Annotated in this window: 20 protein-coding genes; 9 read left to right on the forward strand and 11 right to left on the reverse strand. The window is 58.0% G+C overall.

The annotated features are described in order from the left end of the window. Positions 1 to 25 precede the first annotated feature (25 nt). Complete coding sequence (locus ALP8811_RS03905; RefSeq protein ID WP_108855867.1) at positions 26 to 1,183, forward strand: cation:proton antiporter; 1,158 nt, start codon at positions 26 to 28, stop codon at positions 1,181 to 1,183. 49 nt (positions 1,184 to 1,232) lie between these two features. On the opposite strand, the gene ALP8811_RS03910 is transcribed toward ALP8811_RS03905, so the two are convergent. Next, complete coding sequence (locus tag ALP8811_RS03910) at positions 1,233 to 1,595, reverse strand: DUF5368 domain-containing protein (protein WP_108855868.1); 363 nt, start codon at positions 1,593 to 1,595, stop codon at positions 1,233 to 1,235. Positions 1,596 to 1,609: 14 nt separating this feature from the next. Next, a complete protein-coding gene (locus ALP8811_RS03915; protein WP_108855869.1) occupies positions 1,610 to 2,923 on the reverse strand; it encodes an NAD(P)/FAD-dependent oxidoreductase in 1,314 nt (437 codons plus the stop codon). Between the two features lie 299 nt (positions 2,924 to 3,222). On the opposite strand from ALP8811_RS03915, the gene ALP8811_RS03920 reads away from it, so the two are divergent. Together ALP8811_RS03920 and ALP8811_RS03925 are read left to right on the forward strand one after the other, a co-directional pair. Further along, positions 3,223 to 6,012 (forward strand): bifunctional aconitate hydratase 2/2-methylisocitrate dehydratase, encoded by a 2,790-nt coding sequence (locus ALP8811_RS03920; RefSeq protein WP_108855870.1) that lies wholly within the window; start codon positions 3,223 to 3,225, stop codon positions 6,010 to 6,012. A 133-nt stretch (positions 6,013 to 6,145) separates the two neighbouring features. Further along, complete coding sequence (locus ALP8811_RS03925; RefSeq protein WP_108855871.1) at positions 6,146 to 6,508, forward strand: YrdB family protein; 363 nt, start codon at positions 6,146 to 6,148, stop codon at positions 6,506 to 6,508. A 103-nt stretch (positions 6,509 to 6,611) separates the two neighbouring features. Here the strand turns inward: ALP8811_RS03925 and ALP8811_RS03930 are convergent, their stop codons facing one another. Continuing rightward, positions 6,612 to 7,988 (reverse strand): glutamine synthetase family protein, encoded by a 1,377-nt coding sequence (locus ALP8811_RS03930; protein WP_108855872.1) that lies wholly within the window; start codon positions 7,986 to 7,988, stop codon positions 6,612 to 6,614. A gap of 181 nt (positions 7,989 to 8,169) precedes the next feature. Here ALP8811_RS03930 and ALP8811_RS03935 point away from each other — a divergent pair, with 181 nt between their 5' ends. From ALP8811_RS03935 to ALP8811_RS03945, 3 genes are read left to right on the forward strand one after another with little or no spacing between them, the layout of a single operon-like run. Next, positions 8,170 to 8,985 carry an ABC transporter substrate-binding protein gene (locus ALP8811_RS03935; protein WP_108855873.1) on the forward strand — a complete coding sequence of 272 codons (816 nt, stop codon included), beginning with the start codon at positions 8,170 to 8,172 and terminating at the stop codon, positions 8,983 to 8,985. A gap of 16 nt (positions 8,986 to 9,001) precedes the next feature. Next, positions 9,002 to 9,841 (forward strand): amino acid ABC transporter permease, encoded by an 840-nt coding sequence (locus ALP8811_RS03940; protein WP_245924547.1) that lies wholly within the window; start codon positions 9,002 to 9,004, stop codon positions 9,839 to 9,841. A 4-nt stretch (positions 9,842 to 9,845) separates the two neighbouring features. After that, positions 9,846 to 10,568 (forward strand): amino acid ABC transporter ATP-binding protein, encoded by a 723-nt coding sequence (locus tag ALP8811_RS03945; protein ID WP_108855874.1) that lies wholly within the window; start codon positions 9,846 to 9,848, stop codon positions 10,566 to 10,568. Positions 10,569 to 10,608: 40 nt separating this feature from the next. Here the strand turns inward: ALP8811_RS03945 and ALP8811_RS16305 are convergent, their stop codons facing one another. Both ALP8811_RS16305 and gap read right to left on the reverse strand, forming a co-directional pair. Further along, on the reverse strand, positions 10,609 to 10,752 hold the full coding sequence (locus ALP8811_RS16305; protein ID WP_181363681.1) for a hypothetical protein: 144 nt from the start codon (positions 10,750 to 10,752) through the stop codon (positions 10,609 to 10,611). A 130-nt stretch (positions 10,753 to 10,882) separates the two neighbouring features. After that, on the reverse strand, positions 10,883 to 11,881 hold the full coding sequence (gap, locus tag ALP8811_RS03950; RefSeq protein WP_108855875.1) for a type I glyceraldehyde-3-phosphate dehydrogenase: 999 nt from the start codon (positions 11,879 to 11,881) through the stop codon (positions 10,883 to 10,885). A gap of 281 nt (positions 11,882 to 12,162) precedes the next feature. On the opposite strand from gap, the gene ALP8811_RS03955 reads away from it, so the two are divergent. After that, a complete protein-coding gene (locus ALP8811_RS03955) occupies positions 12,163 to 13,125 on the forward strand; it encodes a DUF808 domain-containing protein (RefSeq protein WP_108855876.1) in 963 nt (320 codons plus the stop codon). Here the strand turns inward: ALP8811_RS03955 and ALP8811_RS03960 are convergent. Beyond that, on the reverse strand, positions 13,122 to 13,940 hold the full coding sequence (locus ALP8811_RS03960) for a DMT family transporter (protein WP_245924636.1): 819 nt from the start codon (positions 13,938 to 13,940) through the stop codon (positions 13,122 to 13,124). The genes ALP8811_RS03955 and ALP8811_RS03960 overlap by 4 nt on opposite strands. 210 nt (positions 13,941 to 14,150) lie before the next feature. Further along, positions 14,151 to 16,175: a transketolase gene (tkt, locus tag ALP8811_RS03965; RefSeq protein ID WP_108855877.1), complete on the reverse strand. Its 2,025-nt coding sequence runs from the start codon at positions 16,173 to 16,175 to the stop codon at positions 14,151 to 14,153. Between the two features lie 261 nt (positions 16,176 to 16,436). Between tkt and ALP8811_RS03970 the strand changes: the two genes are divergently transcribed. Further along, the gene (locus tag ALP8811_RS03970) at positions 16,437 to 16,940 is read left to right on the forward strand and encodes a hypothetical protein (protein WP_108855878.1); all 504 of its coding nucleotides are present in this window, start codon (positions 16,437 to 16,439) and stop codon (positions 16,938 to 16,940) included. Next, positions 16,933 to 17,322, forward strand: a complete 390-nt coding sequence (locus tag ALP8811_RS03975) for a cell division protein ZapA (protein ID WP_108855879.1) — start codon at positions 16,933 to 16,935, stop codon at positions 17,320 to 17,322. Before ALP8811_RS03970 ends, ALP8811_RS03975 begins: the two co-directional genes overlap by 8 nt. Before the next feature lie 121 nt (positions 17,323 to 17,443). Here ALP8811_RS03975 and grxD read toward each other — a convergent pair whose 3' ends face one another. The 4 genes from grxD to purL all read right to left on the reverse strand — a co-directional run bounded on the left by grxD (position 17,444) and on the right by purL (position 20,875). Then, the gene (gene grxD / locus ALP8811_RS03980) at positions 17,444 to 17,806 is read right to left on the reverse strand and encodes a Grx4 family monothiol glutaredoxin (protein ID WP_108855880.1); all 363 of its coding nucleotides are present in this window, start codon (positions 17,804 to 17,806) and stop codon (positions 17,444 to 17,446) included. 72 nt (positions 17,807 to 17,878) lie between these two features. Beyond that, on the reverse strand, positions 17,879 to 18,115 hold the full coding sequence (locus tag ALP8811_RS03985; RefSeq protein WP_108855881.1) for a BolA family protein: 237 nt from the start codon (positions 18,113 to 18,115) through the stop codon (positions 17,879 to 17,881). A gap of 60 nt (positions 18,116 to 18,175) precedes the next feature. Further along, positions 18,176 to 18,715: a hypothetical protein gene (locus ALP8811_RS03990; RefSeq protein ID WP_108855882.1), complete on the reverse strand. Its 540-nt coding sequence runs from the start codon at positions 18,713 to 18,715 to the stop codon at positions 18,176 to 18,178. Continuing rightward, positions 18,716 to 20,875: a phosphoribosylformylglycinamidine synthase subunit PurL gene (gene purL / locus ALP8811_RS03995; RefSeq protein ID WP_108855883.1), complete on the reverse strand. Its 2,160-nt coding sequence runs from the start codon at positions 20,873 to 20,875 to the stop codon at positions 18,716 to 18,718. Positions 20,876 to 21,063 lie beyond the last annotated feature (188 nt).

The following is a 21,063-nucleotide window of genomic DNA, read 5'->3' on the forward strand; positions in this document are numbered from 1 at the left end:
GTTCTGTAGTGCTGGAATGGCTAGAATGGAACTTGCTGGATTTCTTTTGACTTTGGGCGCGCTTTTCTTGGCGGGCCTTGCGGCCGACGAGCTGGGCCGTGTCACTCGCCTTCCACGGGTCACCTTGCTTTTGCTTCTTGGTGTCGCGATTGGGAATGCCGGTCTTGATCTGGTGCCGAGTGACGTTGCCAAGTGGTTTGACGAGCTATCAATCGTTGCCCTCACGATGGTGGCGTTCCTTCTGGGGGGATCATTGACTCGGAAGAACCTCACAAACCATGGGCTTGCGATCTTCACGATTTCTCTGGCCGTTGCGTTTGCCACCCTTATCGTCGTCGCACTTGGATTGACATTTGTCGGAGTGGCGCCGGGATTGGCCCTGCTTCTTGCAGCCATCGCGACAGCGACGGCGCCTGCTGCAATGGCGGACGTGATCCACCAATCCGGGGCCGAAAATGGGTTCACTGAAACACTCAAAGGCATTGTCGCTGTTGACGATGCCTGGGGGCTGATCGTGTTTAGTGTTGTGTTGGTCCTGATGGATCAAACAAACGGTTGGGGAGGCGTTGTCAGTGGGGCCGCATGGGATCTGGGTGGTGCGATTGTCCTAGGAGGCATTTTGGGTGCCCCAGCAGCTTTCTTAACTGGTCGACTAAAACCAGGCGAACCACAGCAGGCCGAGGCTATGGGGATTGTGTTTCTTGTGGCGGGATTTGCACTGTGGTTGGAGGTGTCGTTCTTGATTGCCGGCATGACGGCCGGTGCCATGATCGCGAATTTCGCAAAGCACCATGATCGAGCTTTTCACGAGATCGAACACATCCAATGGCCGTTCATGATCCTGTTTTTCCTGTTGGCGGGCGCTTTGCTCGAGGTGGATGCGCTATTGCTTTTGGGGTGGACGGGTGTCTGCTTCCTTCTTCTGCGAATTGTTGGTCGGGTCATCGGAGGCGCGATTGGTGCTCATCTCGGCAAGGTTCGACGAAACGAGCTGTTTTGGTACGGCCCCGCGCTTTTGCCTCAAGCAGGTGTTGCCGTGGGGATGGCGCTGGTCGCGGGCGAGCGATTTCCAGAATGGGCATCGGTCATCATGGCCTTCACAATCGCCAGCACCGTTGTTTTCGAAATCATCGGCCCACCGCTGACGCTTATGGCAATTCGCAGGGTGTCAAAAGAAAGCTGAATCAAAAGGGCCGCAAAGCGCGGCCCTTTCTTGTGTCTGTCGCCGGGATTTAGTCGACCCGCTTGCCAGGTTTTTGCAAGAATAGTGCGTCGAACGTATAGACCAAAATAGCCGCGCCAACCGCGCCCATGGCGGCAATGCCCAGCAGGATGATCAGGTCAATCGGCCCACCAATGTCAGAGAAGCTGGAATGCGTCATCTTCTGCACGAACACCACGGCGATCACGGCCCCAAAGGGCATCGACAGCTGAGCGCGTAGGAACTTGTGCCAGCTGACCGCACGATCGCGGATCAACACATAGAGATAGGCCAAGGTGATGACCGCGGCCACCACAACCATGGACCAGAACAGGCCAGCGCCGAAGATCTCTTCAAAGACGGCGATCAGAGTGCCAAAGGTAAGTTCTTTCATCGGTCAGTTCCTCCTTACGCGTCGCCACGGATCATGGCGTTATAGGTGGCTTTCAGGGCGACTTCTTTCATCAACCAGCTGATCCACAATTCTTCCAACGGTGCGATGATACCGGGGAAGCTGGGGGTCAGGTCGTTGTTGTAGTCGAACTCGATCAGCATCGCGCGGCCGACGCGGGTGATCAGCGGGCAGGACGTATAGCCGTTATAGCTCGCGTCGCTTTTGGTGCCTGTGATCTGCGCGATCAGATGCTCTTCGACCACCGGCACCTGCCACTTGGCACTGGCGGCCGTCTTGCCCTTCGGTACGCCTGCAATGTCGCCCACGGCAAAGACGTTGTCGAAGAAGTTGTGACGCAGTGTGTGCTTGTCGACTGTGGCCCAACCTCGTCCACCCCAGCTTCCGGGATCGGTCAGGGCCGAGTTGCGGACCACATCCGGGGCCTGCTGCGGCGGTACAATATGCAGATAGTCATATGGCATTTCTGTATCGCCGTTTTCTGTGGTGAAGGTGGCCATCTTCTTGCCCGCATCCACCGACTTCAGCACATGGCTGTAATGCGGCGTGATCTCGCGTTGTCCAAACAGCATCCGCAGCTTTTCCGAGATGATGGGAACACCGAACAGACCCTTGTTGTGGGCCATATAGTTGATGTCCAGCTTGGTGGTCCCAGCCTTGCGGGCGATGTCGTCGATCAGGAAGGTGTGCTTGATCGGTGCGCCTGCGCATTTCATCTCGGTCGCGGGGCGGGTGAAGATGCCGACGCCGCCGTCTTCGGTATAACGGCCAGCGGCTTCCCATGTTTTGGCGGCATAGTCCGGCCCAGCATAGAGCGAACCAATGCCGTCCTTGCCGATCATGTCCATCTCGAAGCCCTCAATGGCGCCGTAGTTCAGGACAAGGCCGGTGGCCAACACAAGGAAGTCATAGGGTACGGTCTTGCCGCTTTCGGTCATCACCTTGTTGCCGTCCGGATCAATCTCGGCGGCACGTTCGGAAATCCAGGTGATGTTCTTGGGCAACCAGTCGCCGGTTTGCGAGACCGAGTACTTGGCCGGTTTCAAACCCGCTGCGATCAGCGAGAAGCCGGGCTGGTACCAGTGTTCTTTACGCGGGTCGATGATGGTGATCTCGGCCCCGTTCAGGCGACGGGACAAGCGGTTGGCTAGCGCGGTGCCTGCAGCACCAGCGCCAAGGATGACGATCCGGGCCTTGGTGTCGATGGGGGTGGGGGCGGCTGTAGCGCCAGCGCCCGCAGCCATAAGAGCACCTGCGCCAGCGGCAAATCCAAGAAATCCGCGGCGTGTTGCGTTGAAGTTGTGTGGCATGAGCGACCTCCAATCAGGCAATGCTTCGTTCTAGGCGCCTCTCTACGCCCGTTAAGCATTCAGGTCTATGAATGTGTTAAGCGATAGGGAGTGGCCTAATGACGCAGTGAATTAGCAGTGGGATCACACCGCAAAGCTGTGTATGAAACGCGCAGGGCGGATTTCTGTCGCCTTTGTAGATATTGCAGTGCGCGCGTATATTTGGTATACAGCGGCATACCGCAGACAAATCCGGCCCCAGAAGATTCTGTTTTGCCGGGTTCACGGGCTGCATCAAACTCGAAATCGTAGGGATCGTCATGAGCTTGTACACCGACTACCTAAATGAGATTGAAACGCGTAAGGGCGAGGGTCTGAACCCCAAGCCGATCGACGACGGCGCACTGGTGGGCGAACTGATCGAACAGATCAGGGACACCGGGAACGCCGAACGCGAAGCATCGCTGAACTTCTTTATTTACAACACTCTGCCGGGCACCACGAGCGCTGCTGGCGTCAAGGCAGCCTTCCTGAAAGAGATCATCCTTGGCCAAGCTTCGGTCGCGGAAATCTCGGTCGAGTTTGCCTTCGAACTGCTGTCGCACATGAAGGGCGGCCCCTCGGTCAAGGTTCTGCTGGATCTGGCACTGGGTGATGACGCCGCAATCGCTGCGCAGGCTGCTGAAGTGCTGAAGACTCAGGTGTTCCTCTATGAAGCTGACACCGCGCGTCTGGATGAAGCTTACAAAGCTGGCAACGCCGTTGCCGCCGACATTTTGGAAAGCTATGCCAAGGCCGAGTTCTTCACCAAGCTTCCGGAAGTCGAAGAAGAAATCCAGGTTGTGACCTATATCGCCGGCGTTGGCGACATCTCGACCGACCTTCTGTCGCCGGGTGCCGAAGCACACTCGCGCGCGGACCGCGAACTGCACGGCAAGTGCATGATCACACCTGAAGCTCAGGTCGAAATCCAAGAGCTGCAGAAACAGCATCCGGACGCACGCGTCATGCTGATCGCTGAAAAAGGCACCATGGGTGTTGGATCGAGCCGCATGTCGGGCGTGAACAACGTGGCGCTGTGGACTGGTAAGAAAGCCAGCCCCTATGTGCCCTTCATCAACATCGCCCCGGTTGTGGCTGGCACCAACGGCATTTCGCCGATCTTCCTGACCACCGTAGGCGTGACCGGCGGGATCGGCATCGACCTGGACAACTGGGTTAAGAAGCTGGACGCCGATGGCAACGTGGTTGAAGACGAAGATGGCGAAGCCATTCTGGAAGAGGCCTATTCGGTCGCAACCGGCACCGTCCTGACCATCAATTCGAAAACCAAGACCCTGCATGACGCGAATGGCAAAGAGCTGAAAAGCGTCGCTGCTGCGTTCACTCCGCAGAAGATGGAGTTCATGAAGGCTGGCGGCTCGTACGCTGTGGTCTTCGGCAAGAAGCTTCAGACATTTGCAGCAGAAGCGCTGGGTCAGGAACTGAAATCGGCCTATGCGCCTTCGAAAGAGATCACCGCTGAAGGCCAAGGTCTGACTGCAGTTGAAAAGATCTTCAACCGCAACGCTCTGGGCGTCACGCCTGGCGCAGTTTTGCATGCCGGATCGGACGTGCGCGTCAAAGTGAACGTGGTTGGTTCGCAGGACACCACCGGCCCGATGACCGCTCAGGAACTGGAGGCGATGGCCGCCACCGTGATTTCGCCTTCGGTTGACGTTGGCTATCAGTCTGGCTGTCACACCGCATCCGTTTGGGACAAGAAGGCTCAGGCCAACATTCCGAAACTGATGCAGTTCATGAACGATTTCGGCCTGATCACCGCACGTGACCCGAAAGGCGTCTATCACGCGATGACCGACGTGATCCACAAGGTGCTGAACGACATCACCGTGGATGACTGGGATGTCATCATCGGCGGCGACAGCCACACCCGTATGTCCAAAGGCGTAGCCTTCGGTGCTGACTCGGGTACTGTGGCGCTGGCGCTGGCCACTGGTGAAGCGTCGATGCCGATCCCGGAATCGGTCAAGGTGACCTTCAAGGGCAAGATGGCCGATCACCTCGACTTCCGTGACGTGGTACACGCTACGCAGGCGCAAATGCTGGACCAGCATGGCGACAACGTCTTCCAGGGCCGCGTGATTGAAGTGCATATCGGCACGCTGCTGGCTGACCAAGCCTTTACCTTCACCGACTGGACGGCCGAGATGAAGGCGAAAGCTTCGATCTGTATCTCGAACGATGACACACTGATCGGTTCGCTGGAGCTGGCCAAGTCGCGCATCAACATCATGATCGAAAAGGGCATGGACAACAAAGCCCAGCTGCTGCAAGGCCTGATCGACAAAGCCGATGCGCGTATCGCCGACATCAAGTCGGGTGCGAACCCAGCCCTGACCCCGGACGATACCGCCAACTACTTCGCTGAAGTCGTTGTGGATCTGGCCGCCATCGATGAACCGATGATCGCCGACCCGGACGTGAACAACGATGACGTGTCCAAGCGCTACACCCACGACACCATCCGCCCTGTGTCCTACTACGGTGGCGATAAGAAGGTGGACCTGGGCTTTGTTGGCTCGTGCATGGTTCACAAGGGCGACATGAAGATCGTGGCCCAGATGCTGAAGAACCTCGAGAAGACGATGGGCAAGGTTGAGTTCAACGCACCGCTGGTGGTGGCTGCTCCGACCTACAACATTGTCGACGAGCTGAAGGAAGAAGGCGACTGGGAGATCCTCGAGAAGTACTCGGGCTTCGAGTTCGACGACCTGTTCCCAAAAACGCAGGCGCGTACCGAGTACGAGAACATCATGTACCTCGAACGCCCCGGTTGTAACCTTTGCATGGGTAACCAGGAAAAGGCTGCCAAGGGTGACACGGTTCTGGCCACCTCGACCCGTCTGTTCCAAGGCCGCGTTGTAGGCGATCTGCCCGAGAAAAAAGGTGAAAGCCTGCTGGCCTCGACCCCGGTTGTTGTGCTGGCTGCCGTCCTTGGCCGCACGCCCACGCTGGAAGAATACAAAGCGGCTGTGGAAGGTATCGACCTGACCAAATTTGCTCCGCCGCTGGCTGTTCCGTCGACCACCAAGTCGGCACATTTCTAAAGCCGGCAACGGTGAGACACAGAAAGGGCGGGGAAATTCCCCGCCCTTTTTTGCATTTAAGGTGCACCGGCGTTCCTACGAGACGATCTGAAACTGGTTGTATCGCTTGAACCGTCATGTGAGGCTTTAGATCATGTACACCGCAAATCTAGCCCTTCGGTTCTTATTGGAACTCGCGGCGTTGGCCGGGTTCAGCGTTCTTGCCTGGAGTTTGAGCGAAGGGTTTTGGCGCTTCATCGCGGTGGGAGTAACCGTTTTCACGATTGGTGCACTTTGGGCGACATTCGCGGTGCCAGATGACCCCAGTCGTTCGGGGAATGCACCCGTGCCGGTGCCCGGAGTGGTTCGCCTCGTTCTGGAGTGGGCGGTGCTTTTCGGCGGTGCATGGGCGTTCTATGCGATTGGGTACTCTTGGCCGGGGTTCTGGCTCGCTACGCTTACTGTGGTCCACTATCTACTTTGGACAAGTCGCATTGCTTGGCTTTTGCAGAACTAGGCTGGGTTTGGCGCTCTGCGGACTGTCACTTGCATCAATCCCCAAAACACAACAGGGCGGAGATTTCCCCGCCCTGCGTCGTTTCCTGAATTTCGTTTATGGATCAAGCGTTCAGCAGCAAATGCTGACGCTCCCACGGCGAGATCTCGCGCTGGTATTCTTCATTCTCGGCCCATTTGATGTCGGAATAGAGCTTGCAGAACTCTTCTCCCAAAACTGCGCGCATGTCTTTGGCCTCGTCAAACAGCTCCAGCGCGGCACGCAGAGAGGCGGGTAGCGGCTCTTCCACTTCCCAGACCTCTTTCACGGCTTCCGTGCGGGGCTCGACCTTGTTGATCATGCCCAGATAGCCACAGGCCAACGAGGCTGCGATCGCGATGTAGGGATTGGCATCCATGCCGATCACCCGGTTTTCCAAACGGCGGGCGGCGGGACTGGAATGGGGGACGCGTAGGCCGGTGGTCCGGTTGTCGCTTGCCCATTCAAGGTTTGCCGGGGCCGATTGCCCGTCGACCGTGATCCGGCGGAACGAATTCACGTATGGCGCCAAAAGCGGGATTACATCCATGATGTACTTCTGCGATCCGCCGATGAACCACCTGAATAGGTCCGACGCCGAGCCATCTTCGTTCGAGAAGATGTTCTTGCTGCCATCAATCTCGACAATGCTTTGATGCACATGCATAGCGCTGCCGGGTTCATCCCGGATCGGCTTGGCCATGAACGTGGCAAAAACACCGTTCTTCAAAGCGGCTTCGCGAATCGTGCGTTTGAACAAGAAGACCTGATCGGCCAGATTTACCGGATCACCGTGGTTCAGGTTGATCTCAATCTGACCAGCGCCGCCTTCTTGAATGACGGTGTCGATCTCAAGCCCCTGCGCCTCGGCAAAGTCATAGATCGTGTCGATGACGGGCCCGTACTCATCCACGGCAGACATCGAATACACCTGACGGCTGGCGCCTTTGCGCCCTGTACGCCCGATGGGCGGCTCGATCGGTTCGTTCGGATCATGGTTGGGCTTGGTCAGGTAAAACTCAAGCTCTGGCGCAATGACGGGCTTCCACCCTTTCGCCGTGTATAGATCGACGATTCGCTTCAGAAGGCCGCGCGGCGCGATCGCCAGGGCTGAACCGTCACGGTTATACATGTCACAAATGACCTGCAGGGTTACATCCTCGGACCAAGGCACAGCACAGGCCGTGGACATGTCGGCACGCAGCACGACATCCCGTTCGACCCATTGGTTTTCGATATCCATATCGACATATTCGCCAGAAATCGTCTGATAGAAGAGCGATATGGGCAGGGCCAGATCTGTTGCAGGATCAAACTTCGCGGCAGGCATTGCCTTCCCGCGCGAGGTTCCGACAATGTCGGGGATGATGCACTCCACCTCTTCGATACGACCCCCATTTGCATAGGCGACAAAATCAGCGGACAAGTTCTTGGCCCAATCCAAGGGGCGCTTTGGTGACATCAAAACCTCCTTCAGCGACGGGTGTCATCCGACGCCGGTTTTCATAAAAAGAGTTGGTGCTGGATATTTGATCAAATTATGAGGAAGGTCAATGGCCGTTTCTGACAGCGCTTTTCGCTCGAACATGCGAAAGCTTCGCGCTAGGCTCCGATAAAATATCCAATCTGGGGAGATTTGAGACATGAAGACATTGATGACCATCCTCTGCGCGTCTCTGGCAGGCAGCGCGGCTTTTGCAGCGGATCATTGTGCGGCGGGCAAAACGTTGACCGACGGCGTTCTGACCATCGCGACCGGCAATCCCGCTTATTATCCGTGGGTCATGGATGATGCCCCCGAAAGCAAACAAGGGTTCGAGGCCGCTGTGGCCTATGCAGTCGCAAACGAAATGGGCTTTGCTGACGATGCCGTCACTTGGGTGCGCACTTCGTTCGACGAGGCGATCCAGCCCGGCGCCAAAAGCTTTGATTTCAACCTTCAGCAGTATTCGATCACGCCCGAGCGGGAAGAAACCATTGATTTCTCGCTGCCCTACTACAGTTCGGCCATGGCCGTTCTGACCACCCAGTCGGTGGCCGACAAGGTTGGTGAACCGACCATGGAGGCCCTGAAGGGGCTTCTTTGGGGGGCAGGGGCTTCGCATACCGGCGCAACCATGGTCGGCCAGGTGATTGCACCCGAGAAGGACGTGTTGCTTTACAACGACAACACCGACGTGACGGCTGCACTGCAAGCCAACCAGATCGACGCGGCGCTGTTTGACCTGCCGACCGCGCTGTATCTTTCGGCTGTCGTGGTTGAGAACGGTGCACTTCTGGGACAGTTCCCGGCCGAGCGCTCGGAAAACCCGGATCAGTTTGGCATGTTGATGGCAGATGGAAGCGCCCTGAAGCCTTGCGTGGATGAGGCCATCCAAGCCCTGACTGCATCAGGCAAGCTGGCCGAAATCGAGGCCGAATGGCTGCAAGGTGCCACCGGCGTTCCGGTCATCCAATAAGGCAGACACGCACAGAATGACAAAGGCAGACGAAAACCCGGCCATGCCGGGGCGGCGCGCGCAGTATGAAGCTGCGTTGCGCCGCCGCTCTATGTGGGTCGCGGGCATCTCGACCAGTTTGGTCTTTCTGGCCATTCTGGTGCTGGTGCCGTTGGCGCCCGGCTGGGAAGCGGTCAAGAAAAGCTTCTTCAACTGGGGCGTCTTTTCAAAGACCTTTCCGGGGCTGTTGGACGCCTTCCTGCTGGACATCGCGATCTTTGCATGGTGCGCGCCGCTAATTGCGCTTCTGGGTCTGTTTGTGGCGATCTGTCGTGACATCCAGAAACCTGCGCTTTACCCGCTGCGCCTGTTCGCGACGGTCTATACCGACGTGTTTCGCGGGTTGCCGGTCATTCTGGTCATCTATCTTGTGGGCTTCGGCATTCCCGGTCTGGGCCTGCCGCGCCCTTGGAATTCGCCTTATATCTGGGGCTCTCTGGCGCTGATCCTCGTCTATGCCGCCTATGTGGCCGAGGTCATTCGCTCGGGCATCGGATCCATCCACAAAAGCCAAAGCTCGGCGGCGTTGTCGTTGGGGCTCTCGAACGCCGACACAATGCGCTATGTGATCCTGCCGCAGGCCCTGCGCAATGTGCTGCCCGCCAATATGAACCTTGTGGTCGCCTTGCAAAAAGACGTGGCTCTTCTGTCTTTCGTTGGTCCGGTTGAGATCTTCCGGCAGGCGGGCGTTTATAAGTCGCTCTATGCAAATTTCACGCCCTATGTGGGGGCGGCGCTCATCTTCTTGGCGATTACCATCCCGATGACACGGTTTGCCGATTACCTTATGAACAAACGCCGTAAGCAGGAGCAGTAAGCCCATGCTGTCGTTGAAAAATATCCAAAAAACCTTTGGCAATAATCACGTGTTGCGCGGGATCGATCTTGAGGTCGCAAAGGGCGAGATGATCTGCTTGATCGGGGCATCGGGTTCAGGCAAGTCAACGCTTTTGCGAGCGGTGAACCTGCTTGATCCCGTCGATGATGGCGAGATCTGGTTTGACGGTGTGGACATCGCCGAACCGGGGCTGGACCCTCAGCCGATCCGGCAGCGTATCGGGCTGGTCTTCCAGTCCTACAACCTGTTCCCGCATATGTCGGCGGCTGAAAATGTGATGCTTGCCCCGCGCCGGGTTAAAGGGCTGTCCCGTGCTGCGCAGCGGGGCCGGGTCGAGGAACTCTTCGAGCGTTTCGGTCTTGGTCAGCGTATCGACCACTACCCCGACCAGCTGTCAGGTGGCCAGCAACAGCGCGTGGCGATCATCCGTGCGTTGGCGATGCAACCCGACATCCTGCTGTTTGACGAGATTACATCCGCCCTAGATCCCGAACTGGTGGCCGAGGTGTTGGACGTGCTGCGCAGCCTGAGGGCCGAAGGCATGACCATGATCCTTGCCACGCATGAAATGGGTTTCGCGCGCGAGCTGGCGGACAAGGTCTGTTTCTTGGAAAGCGGGCGCATTCTGGAAGAAGGCACGCCTGCTCAGATCTTCGACGCCCCACGCGAGGACCGCACGCGGCAGTTTCTGTCTCAGGTGCTGTAGGACGGTGGCAACGAGATCGGGTTGCTTCACAACCACGAGCTCAACGCCAGAAGGCTGCCCACTCGGTTAGATCAAGGAATTTCTTGGCGAGGAACAAAAGGTTCTCGGCATCCCATACAAACACATCCAGCCCGACCAAAAGCAGGATCATAGCGCCCAGAATAATGGCCAGCTGATTTGTCACGAAGAAGCTCCTGCCTGTTTTCAGCGATTATGCAAGCCGCACCGGTGGGGGCAAGGTAAAACAGGCTGGTTAAAGAAAACCCCCAAAGGCCGGGCCTTCGGGGGTTTTTTGACGTCTTATTGCTGATGGACTACAGCGTGGCCATCTTTACGGCCAGATCGCCCATGCGGGTCGAGAAGCCCCATTCGTTGTCATACCACGCCAGAACGCGCACCAGACGGCCGCCGATGACCTTGGTTTGGTCAGCTGCGAAGATCGAGCTTTCTTCGGTGTGGTTAAAGTCGGTCGAGACCAGCTTTTCTTCCGTATAGCCCAGAACGCCTTTCATGGCGCCTTGCGAGGCTTCCTTCATCGCGGCGTTCACGTCCGCCACGGTCACATCCTTTTCAAGCACAACCGTCAGGTCCACAGCCGAAACATTCGGGGTCGGCACGCGTACGGCGGATCCGTCGAGCTTGCCTTTCAGGGCGGGCAGAACCTCGCCCAAAGCTTTGGCAGCACCGGTCGAGGTCGGGATCATCGACATCGCAGCGGCGCGAGCGCGGTACAGATCCTTGTGGCGACGGTCCAGCGTCGGCTGGTCGCCGGTATAAGCGTGGATCGTGGTCATGATGCCGCTTTCAATGCCGAAAGCGTTCAGCAGAACCTTGGCAACCGGAGCCAGACAGTTGGTGGTGCACGAACCGTTCGACACCATCACGTCGTCGGCGGTCAGCATCTCTTCGTTCACGCCACAGACAATGGTCTTGTCCACGTTGGTACCGGGGGCCGACAGCAGAACTTTTTTCGCGCCACGCTCGAGGTGCGGTTTGGCCTTGATGCCGTCGTTGAAGTTACCGGTGCATTCCAGAACAACATCACAGCCATCCCAGTCCAGTTCGTTCATGTCATAGGTCGACATCATCTGCATCGGGCCTTGGCCAATATCCATGGTCCCATCACCCAGAACGACGTCGTTCGGGAAGCGCCCATGCACACTGTCGTATTTCAGAAGATGCGCTGCGGTTTCCAAGGGGCCGGTCGCGTTGACCTTCACAACCTGAATGTCTTCGCGTCCCGAAGCAGCGATCTGCGACAAGGTGCAGCGGCCGATACGACCAAATCCGTTGATACCGACTTTGACGGTCATGGGTGTTTTCCTCTTTCACAAGGCGGCAATCGCTGGCCGCGAGAGTTGTTCAGACTTGCACGCGGTATATCGCTGACGGCGTGGCCACCCAACCCAGAAAACACCTTCCGTAGCAGCATGATAGCGAAAACATCAATCATCCAGCGCAGGGGTGTGTGTAAGTTAGCGCAAACCTTCACGGGGCTGAATTATTCCAAGGGTCGGGCCGTCCTGCCCTTGCCCTTCAGGGTGGTTTCGCTAGATTCGCCTCAGATGAGTACAATGACAGTGAAGGCGGTACGATGAGCGGTTTGATTGCACTACTGGACGACGTGGCAGGCATCGCGAAGGTCGCGGCAGCCTCGATCGACGATGTCGCGGGGCAGGCGGCCAAGGCCAGCGCGAAAGCAGCGGGTGCGGTGATCGACGATGCCGCCGTGACGCCGAAATACGTGCAAGGGTTTGAAGCCAAGCGCGAGCTTCCGATTATCGGGCGCATTGCCTGGGGGTCGATCAAGAACAAGCTGATCATCCTTCTGCCTATCGCATTGCTTCTGTCAGCCTTTGCATCTTGGGCGATCGCACCACTGCTGATGTTGGGTGGAGCTTACCTGTGTTTTGAAGGGGCTGAGAAGGTCTGGCACACGCTGTTCCCGCATGATCACACTTGGGATCACGCCGAACATGAAGAAGGCGACCCGGCGCATCTGGAAGAGGCCAAGATCGCAGGTGCGATCAAGACTGACTTCATCCTGTCAGCCGAGATCATGACCATCATCCTGTCAGGCATCCCGAACAGCAATTTCTGGATGGAGGCCGCCACTCTGGCCGTTGCTGCCGTAGGTATCACCGTTGCGGTCTATGGCTCGGTAGCGCTGATCGTGAAAGCGGACGATTTCGGCCTGTATCTGGCCAATAACGCGCGGTTGGGCGCGACGCAGGCGCTGGGCCGTGGGATCGTGAAAGCGATGCCTTATGTCATGAAGCTTCTGACCATCGTGGGTACCGCGGCGATGATCTGGGTCGGCGGATCGATCATCGTTCATGGTTTCCATGAACTGGGCTGGCATCTGCCCTATGACACTATTCACCATATGGCTGAAGCGGCTGCGCATGCGGTGCCGCAATTTGCGGGGTTCGTGAATTGGGTCGTGACGGCTGCGCTGGACGGTGTTCTTGGCCTTGCGCTGGGCGTTCTGATCATTCCTGTCGCGACATGGGTAATCGGGCCGATCTGGGGCGCGATCTTTAAGGGAAAAGCCTAAGTCCTTGGCTTCGATCGGCTGAGCAGGAACAGCCCGCTCAGCACGATGACGGCGCTGCCTGCCAGCGTCATCATGTCTGGGCGTTCGTGGAATACCGCGACGCCCAGAACAAGCGCGAAGAGCAGCCGCGAATAGCGAAATGGGGTGACGACCGAGACCTCTCCGGTCCGCATCGCGAATGTCAGCGCACCATATGCCAAGACGCCGAACACGGTTGCCAGTACAAGGAACCCGCTGGCCGCTGGCGTCAGGGCGCGCAGCTCGCCCCCTACGGCAACGAGGACCAGCCCCGATACGGTCAGCACCGCGAAACCCGCCACGCCAAGCTGTGCGCCAGATAGGGTCGAAGGGCTGGCGCGGGTTGCAAGATCACGCCCGGCGAAACCGAGCATTCCCAGCACAGCGAATACTGACAGTGGATCGAATGCATCCAAGCCGGGCCGCAAGATCATCAAGACCCCGATGAACCCCACGAGAATTGCCAGCCAACGTCGCAGTCCGACGCGTTCCTTGAATACGATCACAGCGCCCAAAGCCACGACCAGTGGCGTGGCCTGCAAAATGGCCGAGGCGCTGGACAGAGGAGTCAGTGCAATGGCCAGCGCATAGAATAAACGGCCCGCGATCTCGGACAGGGACCGCCAAATCAAAACGGGCGAGCGCAGATCTGGGTGAAAAACCTGTGCGTCTTGCGCGCGCGCCAACGCCCCGAACACAACCAGCCCACCCAAGCCAAACAGTGCAACTGCTTGACCGATTGGGATGTCGCGCGCTGCGGCCTTCAATGCCATGTCCTCAAGCGCGAATGCTCCCATAGCAAAGACCATGAAAACTGCGCCTCGATGATTTTCGCTTAGAGCTGACAGCACGTTGGCATCCTTTGACAAAACAGGCGCAGACTGTCCGATCCGGGGCGGGTTTGAAAGGCATAAAGAAAACGCCCCACCAATCGGGCGGGGCGTTTTTGATGATGCTGACCAAAAATCTAAGCAGACTTCAGGTCTAAATCTTTTAGCTGGCTGGGTTTAAGCCAGAAGCTCTTTGGCTTTGGTCACCACGTTGGCGGTTGTGATGCCGAACTTCTCGAACAACACACCGGCCGGAGCCGAGGCACCAAATCCGGTCATGCCGACAAAGGCTTGCTTGTTTTCTCGGCCACGTTCGCCCAGCAGCAAGCGATCCCAGCCGCCATCGCGTACAGCAGCTTCGACGCCAACGCGCACGGCACCTGCGGGCAGAACCTTGCGGCGATAGGCTTCGTCTTGCTCGGCAAACAGCTCCATACAGGGCATCGAGACAACGCGGGTACCGATTCCTTGGGCTTCCAGCTCAGCGCGCGCTTCCATTGCCAGCGACACTTCCGAACCGGTAGCAATCAGGATCACCTGACGCTTGCCAACCTCGGCATCGGCCAGCACGTACCCACCCTGAGCGGTAAGGTTCTTCTGCTTGTAGTCGGTGCGCAGGGTCGGCAGGTTTTGGCGTGTCAGAACCAAGGTCGACGGCGTCTCTTTCGTGGTCAGCGCGATCTCCCATGCTTCGGCAGTTTCCACCGTGTCGGCAGGACGGAACGTATAGCTGTTCGGGGTCGCGCGGCAGATCGCCAGATGCTCGACCGGCTGGTGGGTCGGGCCGTCTTCGCCAACACCGATCGAGTCGTGGGTCATTACGAACACGGTCGGGATCCGCATCAGAGATGCCAGACGCATCGACGGGCGCGCATAGTCGGTAAAGCAGAAGAATGTGCCGCCATAGGGGCGCATGCCACCGTGCAGGGTCATACCGTTCATCGCAGCAGCCATGCCGTGCTCGCGGATACCCCAATAGATATAACGACCACCACGGTTGTCGGTGTCAAAGACGCCCAGATCACCGGTCTTGGTGTTGTTCGATCCGGTCAGGTCGGCCGAGCCGCCAACGGTTTCCGGCATCACCGGATTGATCACAGCCAGCGCCATCTCCGAGGACTTGCGAGTTGCAACTGAGGGCTTGTTTTCTGCAACGTCCTTTTTCAGCTTGCGCACAACCGAGGCCAGCTTCTTCGGGGCGTCCAAAGCATAGGCGCGCTTGAACTCGGCCTGCTTGCGGTCCGAAATCGATGTGAAGCGTTCATCCCAGTCAGCATGCGCAGCTGCACCACGGGCACCCATGGCTTCCCATTGTGCTTTCACGTCGGCGGGGACTTCGAAGGCACCTTGCGGTGCGCCGTAGACTTCTTTTGCGGCAGCAAGTTGTTCGGCATCGGTCAACGCGCCATGGCCCTTCGATGTGTCCTGTGCGGCGTGGCCCAAAGCGATATGCGTTTTGCAGGCAATCATCGACGGTTTGTTGGTCGATTTGGCCTTGGTGATGGCCGCGTCGATCTGCGCGGGATCATGGCCGTCGATTTCCTGCACGTGCCAGCCAGACGCCTTGAAGCGCTGAACCTGATCGGTGCGGTCCGACAGCGATACCTTGCCATCAATGGTGATGTCGTTGTTGTCCCACAGGACGACCAGCTTTGACAGCTCGTGACGACCTGCAATACCGATGGCTTCCTGGCTGAGGCCTTCCATCAGGCAACCATCGCCTGCGATGACATAGGTGAAGTGATCAACGATCTTCTTGCCGAAACGGGCGCGCTGGATTTCTTCTGCCATCGCGAAGCCAACTGCGTTGGCAATACCCTGACCCAAGGGGCCGGTGGTGGTTTCAACGCCGGAAACGTGGCCGTATTCCGGGTGACCTGCGGTAATCGCCCCCCATTGACGGAAGTTTTTGATCTGGTCCAGCGTGACGTCTTTGTAGCCCGTCAGATAGAGCAGCGAATAGATCAGCATAGACCCGTGACCTGCGGACAGGATGAACCGGTCGCGGTCTTCCCAGCGCGGTGCGGTGGGGTCAAACTTCAGGTGGTTTTCAAACAGCACCGTTGCCACATCGGCCATGCCCATCGGCATGCCAGAGTGGCCGGAATTGGCGGCGGCAACGGCATCCAGCGTCAAGGCGCGGATGGCGGCGGCTTTTTTCCAGTGGTCAGGGTGGGCTTTGGCAAGTGCAGCGATATCCAAGGTCCGAGTCCTTTGGCTAAGTAAAGATTGGCCCCTGATAGCAGTCCTGCCGCTTGGGTCAAGCAAAGCAAGGCTTTGCAGGGTGTAGGAGGGCGCAAGTATCTGTAATCATACGGCACTGCGTGTCGCTGGAGGCCGATTAAGGGGGCTGCGCCGCATATGGCAACGAATCGCGTTTGAGGCTGCGATACGTCCACAGGGCGTTGAGTGTTCTGCATCCTTGTGACAAGATCAGGCCAAGAGGATTAAACAGGGCACATTATGAGTGATATTTCCGAACTAGAGACCCGCATAACCACGGCGCTGGAACGGATCAATGCAGGACTGGACAAGTGGGCCGATCGGCCTGCGGCCGTTACCGATGAAGTCGACCAACTGACCCGTCAGCTTGAAGACGAACGCACGGCCAACGCGCAGCTGAGCGAGCGGCTCTCTGCGTTGAAAACCCAGATCACTGACAAGGTCGCAACTGTCGAAGTTGAGGTTGCTCGATTGCATGATCAACTGGCCCAGTCAGAAGCCACTGCCGATACACTGCGCAAATCCAATCAAGAGCTGCGAAGCGCGAATGATGCCTTGCGTCAGGCGGCAAATTCCGGAGTTGTCGAAGCTGAGCTGATAAATGATGCCATGGTTGCAGAACTTTCGGCGTTAAAGGCCACGCAACAGGCCGATCGCGCTGAGCTTGAAGTTGTGTTGACCGAACTGGCTGCAATGACTGCTGCACAGACCACCAACGTGAGCGAGGAGGATACGCATGCCTAACGTCACAATCACGATCGGAAGTCGCAGTTTCGAGGTGGCCTGCCAGGAAGGCGAAGAACATTTCCTGAAATCAGCTGCCGCGATGCTGGATACGGAAGCCGCCGTACTGGTCAGCCAGATCTCGAACCTGACCGAAAGCCGATTGCTTTTAATGTCGGGACTGATGCTGGCGGACAAGACCGCTGGAATGGAAGACAAGGTCAAACTGACCGAGCGCCGCGTGGCCGAATTGGAGCGCGAACTTGAGGCGCTGAAAAACGCAGAACCTCAAAAGGTTGAAGTACCGGTTGTGCCCGCTGCAGTCACCGATACTCTGGCCGAAATCGCTGCCCGGACCGAAGCGATGGCCGCTTCTGTCGAAGAGCGGCTCACATCCGGCTGACCTTGGTCGCTATATCCAAACTAGAAAGGCGCGCCGAACAATCGACGCGCCTTTTTCTTGTCTCAAATATCCCGGGGTGAGCCCGACAAGGGCGAGGGGCTGTGCCCCTATCCCCAGACCGTTAAGCGTTCGCTTCGCGGATTTTGTCGGCAGCGTCTTTGTCAAAGGTCACGCCGTTGTCAGCAAATAGTGTGTCCAGTTCGCCCGACAGGGTCATCTCGGTCACGATATCACAGCCGCCCACGAACTCGCCCTTGACGTAAAGCTGCGGGATGGTCGGCCAGTCGGAATATTCCTTGATGCCCGTGCGGATTTCTTCATCCGCCAGCACATTCACATCGGCATAATCCACGCCCATGTAGTTCAGAACGCCAGCCACGCGGGACGAGAACCCGCATTGCGGCATCTCTTTCGTGCCCTTCATATAAAGCACCACGTCATTGGCTTTGACGGTTTCGTCGATGCGTGTTTTTGCGTCGGTCATGTCATTTTCCTTACGCGCCGTGGCGCATTCGTTGATCGGTTGTATCGTGCCGCCCGTTGAGCGGAGGAGTGATTATTCAGGCACCTTGGTCGTCAGCGCCAGTGCGTGCAGCTCTCCGCTGTCAATCTGTTCGCGCACGGTGGCGTTTACGGCGCGTTGCTGCTGTACGCGGTTCATGTCGCGAAAGCTTTCATCCACGACCTCGGCCGCCCAGTGGTTCCCGTCGCCAGCAAGATCGGTGATGGTGATCTGGGCGTTGGGGAAACCTGCGCGGATCAGGTCTTCGATTTTGGATGCTTCCATGGACATTGGCGAAACCTTTTTGTCTGTTTTGTTTAACTTATGTGTGGGGCAGGGCAGCCGCAAGGGTTAGCGGCGCATTGCGGCATCACGAAAACTGGTCAGGACTGCGCGGGCGTCGGACAGAATGCCTGCTTCTTCGGCTTGGGCCAGCGTTTCGTCTGTCCAAGTGGGCTCGGGCAGAAGGCGGTCCAGCATGGCTTGCCGGGCGGCCTCTTGCGAGACTGACAGGGGTAGACGCGCGGCCAGATGCAGCAGCTCCGCCATGTCACAAATGGCGCGCATCCGACGATAGGCCTCGGACACGGCTTCCAGCGTTTCGCGGTCTTTGCGCCAGCGTTTGCGCGGGAAGATCTGTTGGGTCACGTATTGTCCCGCGCCTTTGCAATCGAATTTGGCACAGCCCGGAAAGCCCTGATCCGTCAAGGTCTCGTGGATGCGACACAGATTGTCCCGGCCAAGGTGACGACACGGCGCAAGGGCGCGCTTGTCAAAGGCAAAATCATCGCCCGCGTCGAAGCCCGGAGACACACAGCACAGCCCCATGCAGGTCGCGCAATCGGCGACCAGTGTCGAGGGATCCTGCGCCAGCGGCACCGGACCTGTCATTTACGAATGCGCCTGATCGAAACCGGTGCGGAAGATCTGCGCCAGTTCTGCAAGAGACGCTTCCGAGCCACCCATCTTCACGCTGTCACCGGTGAAACGGCCAACTGTGGTGATCGGAACGCCAGTGCGGCCAGCTTCGATCATAAGCGCTTCGGCCTGATCGAAGTTACAGGCCACCAGATAGCGTGCCTGATCTTCACCGAACAGCGTCGGGGTGTCCGAGGCGTCCAGCTGAACACCAACTTCACCGGCCTCGGCCATCTCAAAAGCCGCAAGTGCCAGACCGCCATCCGACAGGTCTGAACACGCTTTGATCAGTTCACGGTTGGCGCGGATGAATTCGCCGTTGCGTTTTTCAGCGTCCAGATCCACATGCGGAGCGTCGCCGTCTTCGCGGTTGAAGACCTCGGCCAGCAGTGCGGATTGACCCAAATGGCCTTGGGTCTCGCCCACGACCATCGCGACGTGTCCGTCACGGGCCACGCCGTCGATCATGTCGTCCAAGCTGTCCAGCAGGCCCACGGCTCCGATGGTCGGTGTCGGCAGGATCCCCTGACCGTCAGTCTCGTTGTAAAGCGAGACGTTGCCCGAAACGATCGGCACGTCCAAAGCGGCTACGGCTTCACCGATGCCTTTGATGGCGCCGACGAACTGGCCCATGATTTCGGGCTTTTCGGGGTTGCCGAAGTTCAAGTTGTCAGTAGTTGCCAGCGGTTTTGCACCCACGGCGGTGAGGTTGCGATAAGCTTCGGCCACGGCTTGACGTCCACCTTCCAGCGGGTTCGCTTTCACGTAGCGCGGCGTCACGTCCGAGGTGAAGGCCACGGCTTTATCGGTGCCATGCACGCGCACAATGCCTGCACCCAGACCGGGTGCGCGCACGGTGTCTGCCATAACCATGTGGTCATATTGTTCATAGACCCACTGCTTTGCAGCGTGGTTTGCAGAACCGATCAGAGCCTTCAGGCCGTCAATCGGATCGATTTCCGGTACGTCGGCCAGTTCTTCGGCTGCCGGGGTTTCGACCCACGGGCGGTCATATTCCGGTGCGCGGCCCGACAGGGGCGACAGCGGCAGATCGGCTTTTACCTCGCCATGGTGCATGATCAGGAAGCGGTCTTCGGCAAGGGTTTCACCCACGATGGCAAAGTCGAGGTCCCACTTGTCGAACACGGCGCGGGCTTCGGCCTCTTTTTCCGGCTTCAGAACCATGAGCATCCGCTCTTGGCTTTCGGACAGCATCATCTCGTAGGCTGTCATGTCGTCTTCGCGCTGCGGCACATCTTCAAGGTTCAGCTTGACGCCCAGACCACCTTTGTCGCCCATTTCGACCGCCGAACAGGTCAGGCCAGCGGCCCCCATATCCTGGATCGAGATTACGGCGCCGGTCTGCATCAGCTCTAGCGTGGCTTCCATCAAGCGTTTTTCGGTGAAGGGGTCGCCAACCTGAACGGTGGGGCGCTTGTCTTCGATCGTGTCGTCGAACTCGGCCGAGGCCATGGTCGCGCCGCCAACACCGTCGCGGCCGGTTTTCGCGCCCAGATATACAACTGGCATACCGACACCCGACGCAGCCGAATAGAAAATCTTGTCTGCGTCTGCCAGACCTGCTGCAAAGGCGTTTACAAGGCAGTTGCCGTTATAGGCCGGGTGGAAGCGTACTTCGCCGCCCACATTGGGAACCCCGAAACAGTTGCCGTAACCACCGATGCCTTCGACCACGCCGTTGACCAGCTGTTTGGTTTTGGGGTGATCAATCTCGCCGAAGGACAGGGCGTTCATCGCGGCAATCGGGCGGGCGCCCATGGTGAAGACGTCGCGCAGAATGCCGCCCACGCCAGTCGCAGCACCTTGATAGGGCTCGATGTAGGACGGGTGGTTGTGGCTTTCCATCTTGAACACGATGGCCTGACCGTCGCCAATATCTACGATGCCTGCGTTTTCACCCGGACCACAGATAACCTGCGGGCCTTCGGTCGGTAGCGTGCGTAGCCATTTTTTCGAGGACTTGTACGAGCAGTGCTCGTTCCACATAGCCGAGAAGATGCCCAGTTCGGTGAAGCTTGGTTCACGTTCTATGATTTCGAGGATCAGCTCGTACTCATCAGGTTTCAGGCCGTGTGCTTCAATCAGATCGGTGGTGATTTTCGGCTCGCTCATGCTCGGTCCCCTTCGGCGTTGCAGCGACATCGACTCGCATACGTGGCGAATACCCATGTCTGTTGCTGCGCCTTTTAGGGGAAGGGTGAGCTTTGGGGAAGGGTCTGCCTGCCTTGTTTTGCAGGAACATTGGGCGTTCAGGCAAAAAAAAGGCCGGGCAGAGCCCGGCCAAGTCCAACAGGGAGGTA

Source organism: Aliiroseovarius pelagivivens (assembly GCF_900302485.1).
GTDB classification, from domain to species: Bacteria; Pseudomonadota; Alphaproteobacteria; order Rhodobacterales; family Rhodobacteraceae; genus Aliiroseovarius; species Aliiroseovarius pelagivivens.

Excerpts from the sequence above, each read along its gene's own strand:
- ALP8811_RS03970 (WP_108855878.1), top strand. The coding sequence starts at position 16,437 with ATGAGTGATATTTCCGAACTAGAGACCCGCATAACCACGGCGCTGGAA.
- gap (WP_108855875.1), bottom strand. The coding sequence starts at position 11,881 with ATGACCGTCAAAGTCGGTATCAACGGATTTGGTCGTATCGGCCGCTGC.
- ALP8811_RS03915 (WP_108855869.1), bottom strand. The coding sequence starts at position 2,923 with ATGCCACACAACTTCAACGCAACACGCCGCGGATTTCTTGGATTTGCC.
- ALP8811_RS03940 (WP_245924547.1), top strand. The coding sequence starts at position 9,002 with ATGACAAAGGCAGACGAAAACCCGGCCATGCCGGGGCGGCGCGCGCAG.
- ALP8811_RS03925 (WP_108855871.1), top strand. The coding sequence starts at position 6,146 with ATGTACACCGCAAATCTAGCCCTTCGGTTCTTATTGGAACTCGCGGCG.
- ALP8811_RS03910 (WP_108855868.1), bottom strand. The coding sequence starts at position 1,595 with ATGAAAGAACTTACCTTTGGCACTCTGATCGCCGTCTTTGAAGAGATC.
- ALP8811_RS03905 (WP_108855867.1), top strand. The coding sequence starts at position 26 with ATGGAACTTGCTGGATTTCTTTTGACTTTGGGCGCGCTTTTCTTGGCG.
- ALP8811_RS03990 (WP_108855882.1), bottom strand. The coding sequence starts at position 18,715 with ATGACAGGTCCGGTGCCGCTGGCGCAGGATCCCTCGACACTGGTCGCC.
- ALP8811_RS03920 (WP_108855870.1), top strand. The coding sequence starts at position 3,223 with ATGAGCTTGTACACCGACTACCTAAATGAGATTGAAACGCGTAAGGGC.
- purL (WP_108855883.1), bottom strand. The coding sequence starts at position 20,875 with ATGAGCGAGCCGAAAATCACCACCGATCTGATTGAAGCACACGGCCTG.
- ALP8811_RS03935 (WP_108855873.1), top strand. The coding sequence starts at position 8,170 with ATGAAGACATTGATGACCATCCTCTGCGCGTCTCTGGCAGGCAGCGCG.
- ALP8811_RS03960 (WP_245924636.1), bottom strand. The coding sequence starts at position 13,940 with ATGGGAGCATTCGCGCTTGAGGACATGGCATTGAAGGCCGCAGCGCGC.
- grxD (WP_108855880.1), bottom strand. The coding sequence starts at position 17,806 with ATGACCGACGCAAAAACACGCATCGACGAAACCGTCAAAGCCAATGAC.
- ALP8811_RS03955 (WP_108855876.1), top strand. The coding sequence starts at position 12,163 with ATGAGCGGTTTGATTGCACTACTGGACGACGTGGCAGGCATCGCGAAG.
- ALP8811_RS03945 (WP_108855874.1), top strand. The coding sequence starts at position 9,846 with ATGCTGTCGTTGAAAAATATCCAAAAAACCTTTGGCAATAATCACGTG.
- ALP8811_RS03975 (WP_108855879.1), top strand. The coding sequence starts at position 16,933 with ATGCCTAACGTCACAATCACGATCGGAAGTCGCAGTTTCGAGGTGGCC.
- ALP8811_RS03985 (WP_108855881.1), bottom strand. The coding sequence starts at position 18,115 with ATGTCCATGGAAGCATCCAAAATCGAAGACCTGATCCGCGCAGGTTTC.
- ALP8811_RS03930 (WP_108855872.1), bottom strand. The coding sequence starts at position 7,988 with ATGTCACCAAAGCGCCCCTTGGATTGGGCCAAGAACTTGTCCGCTGAT.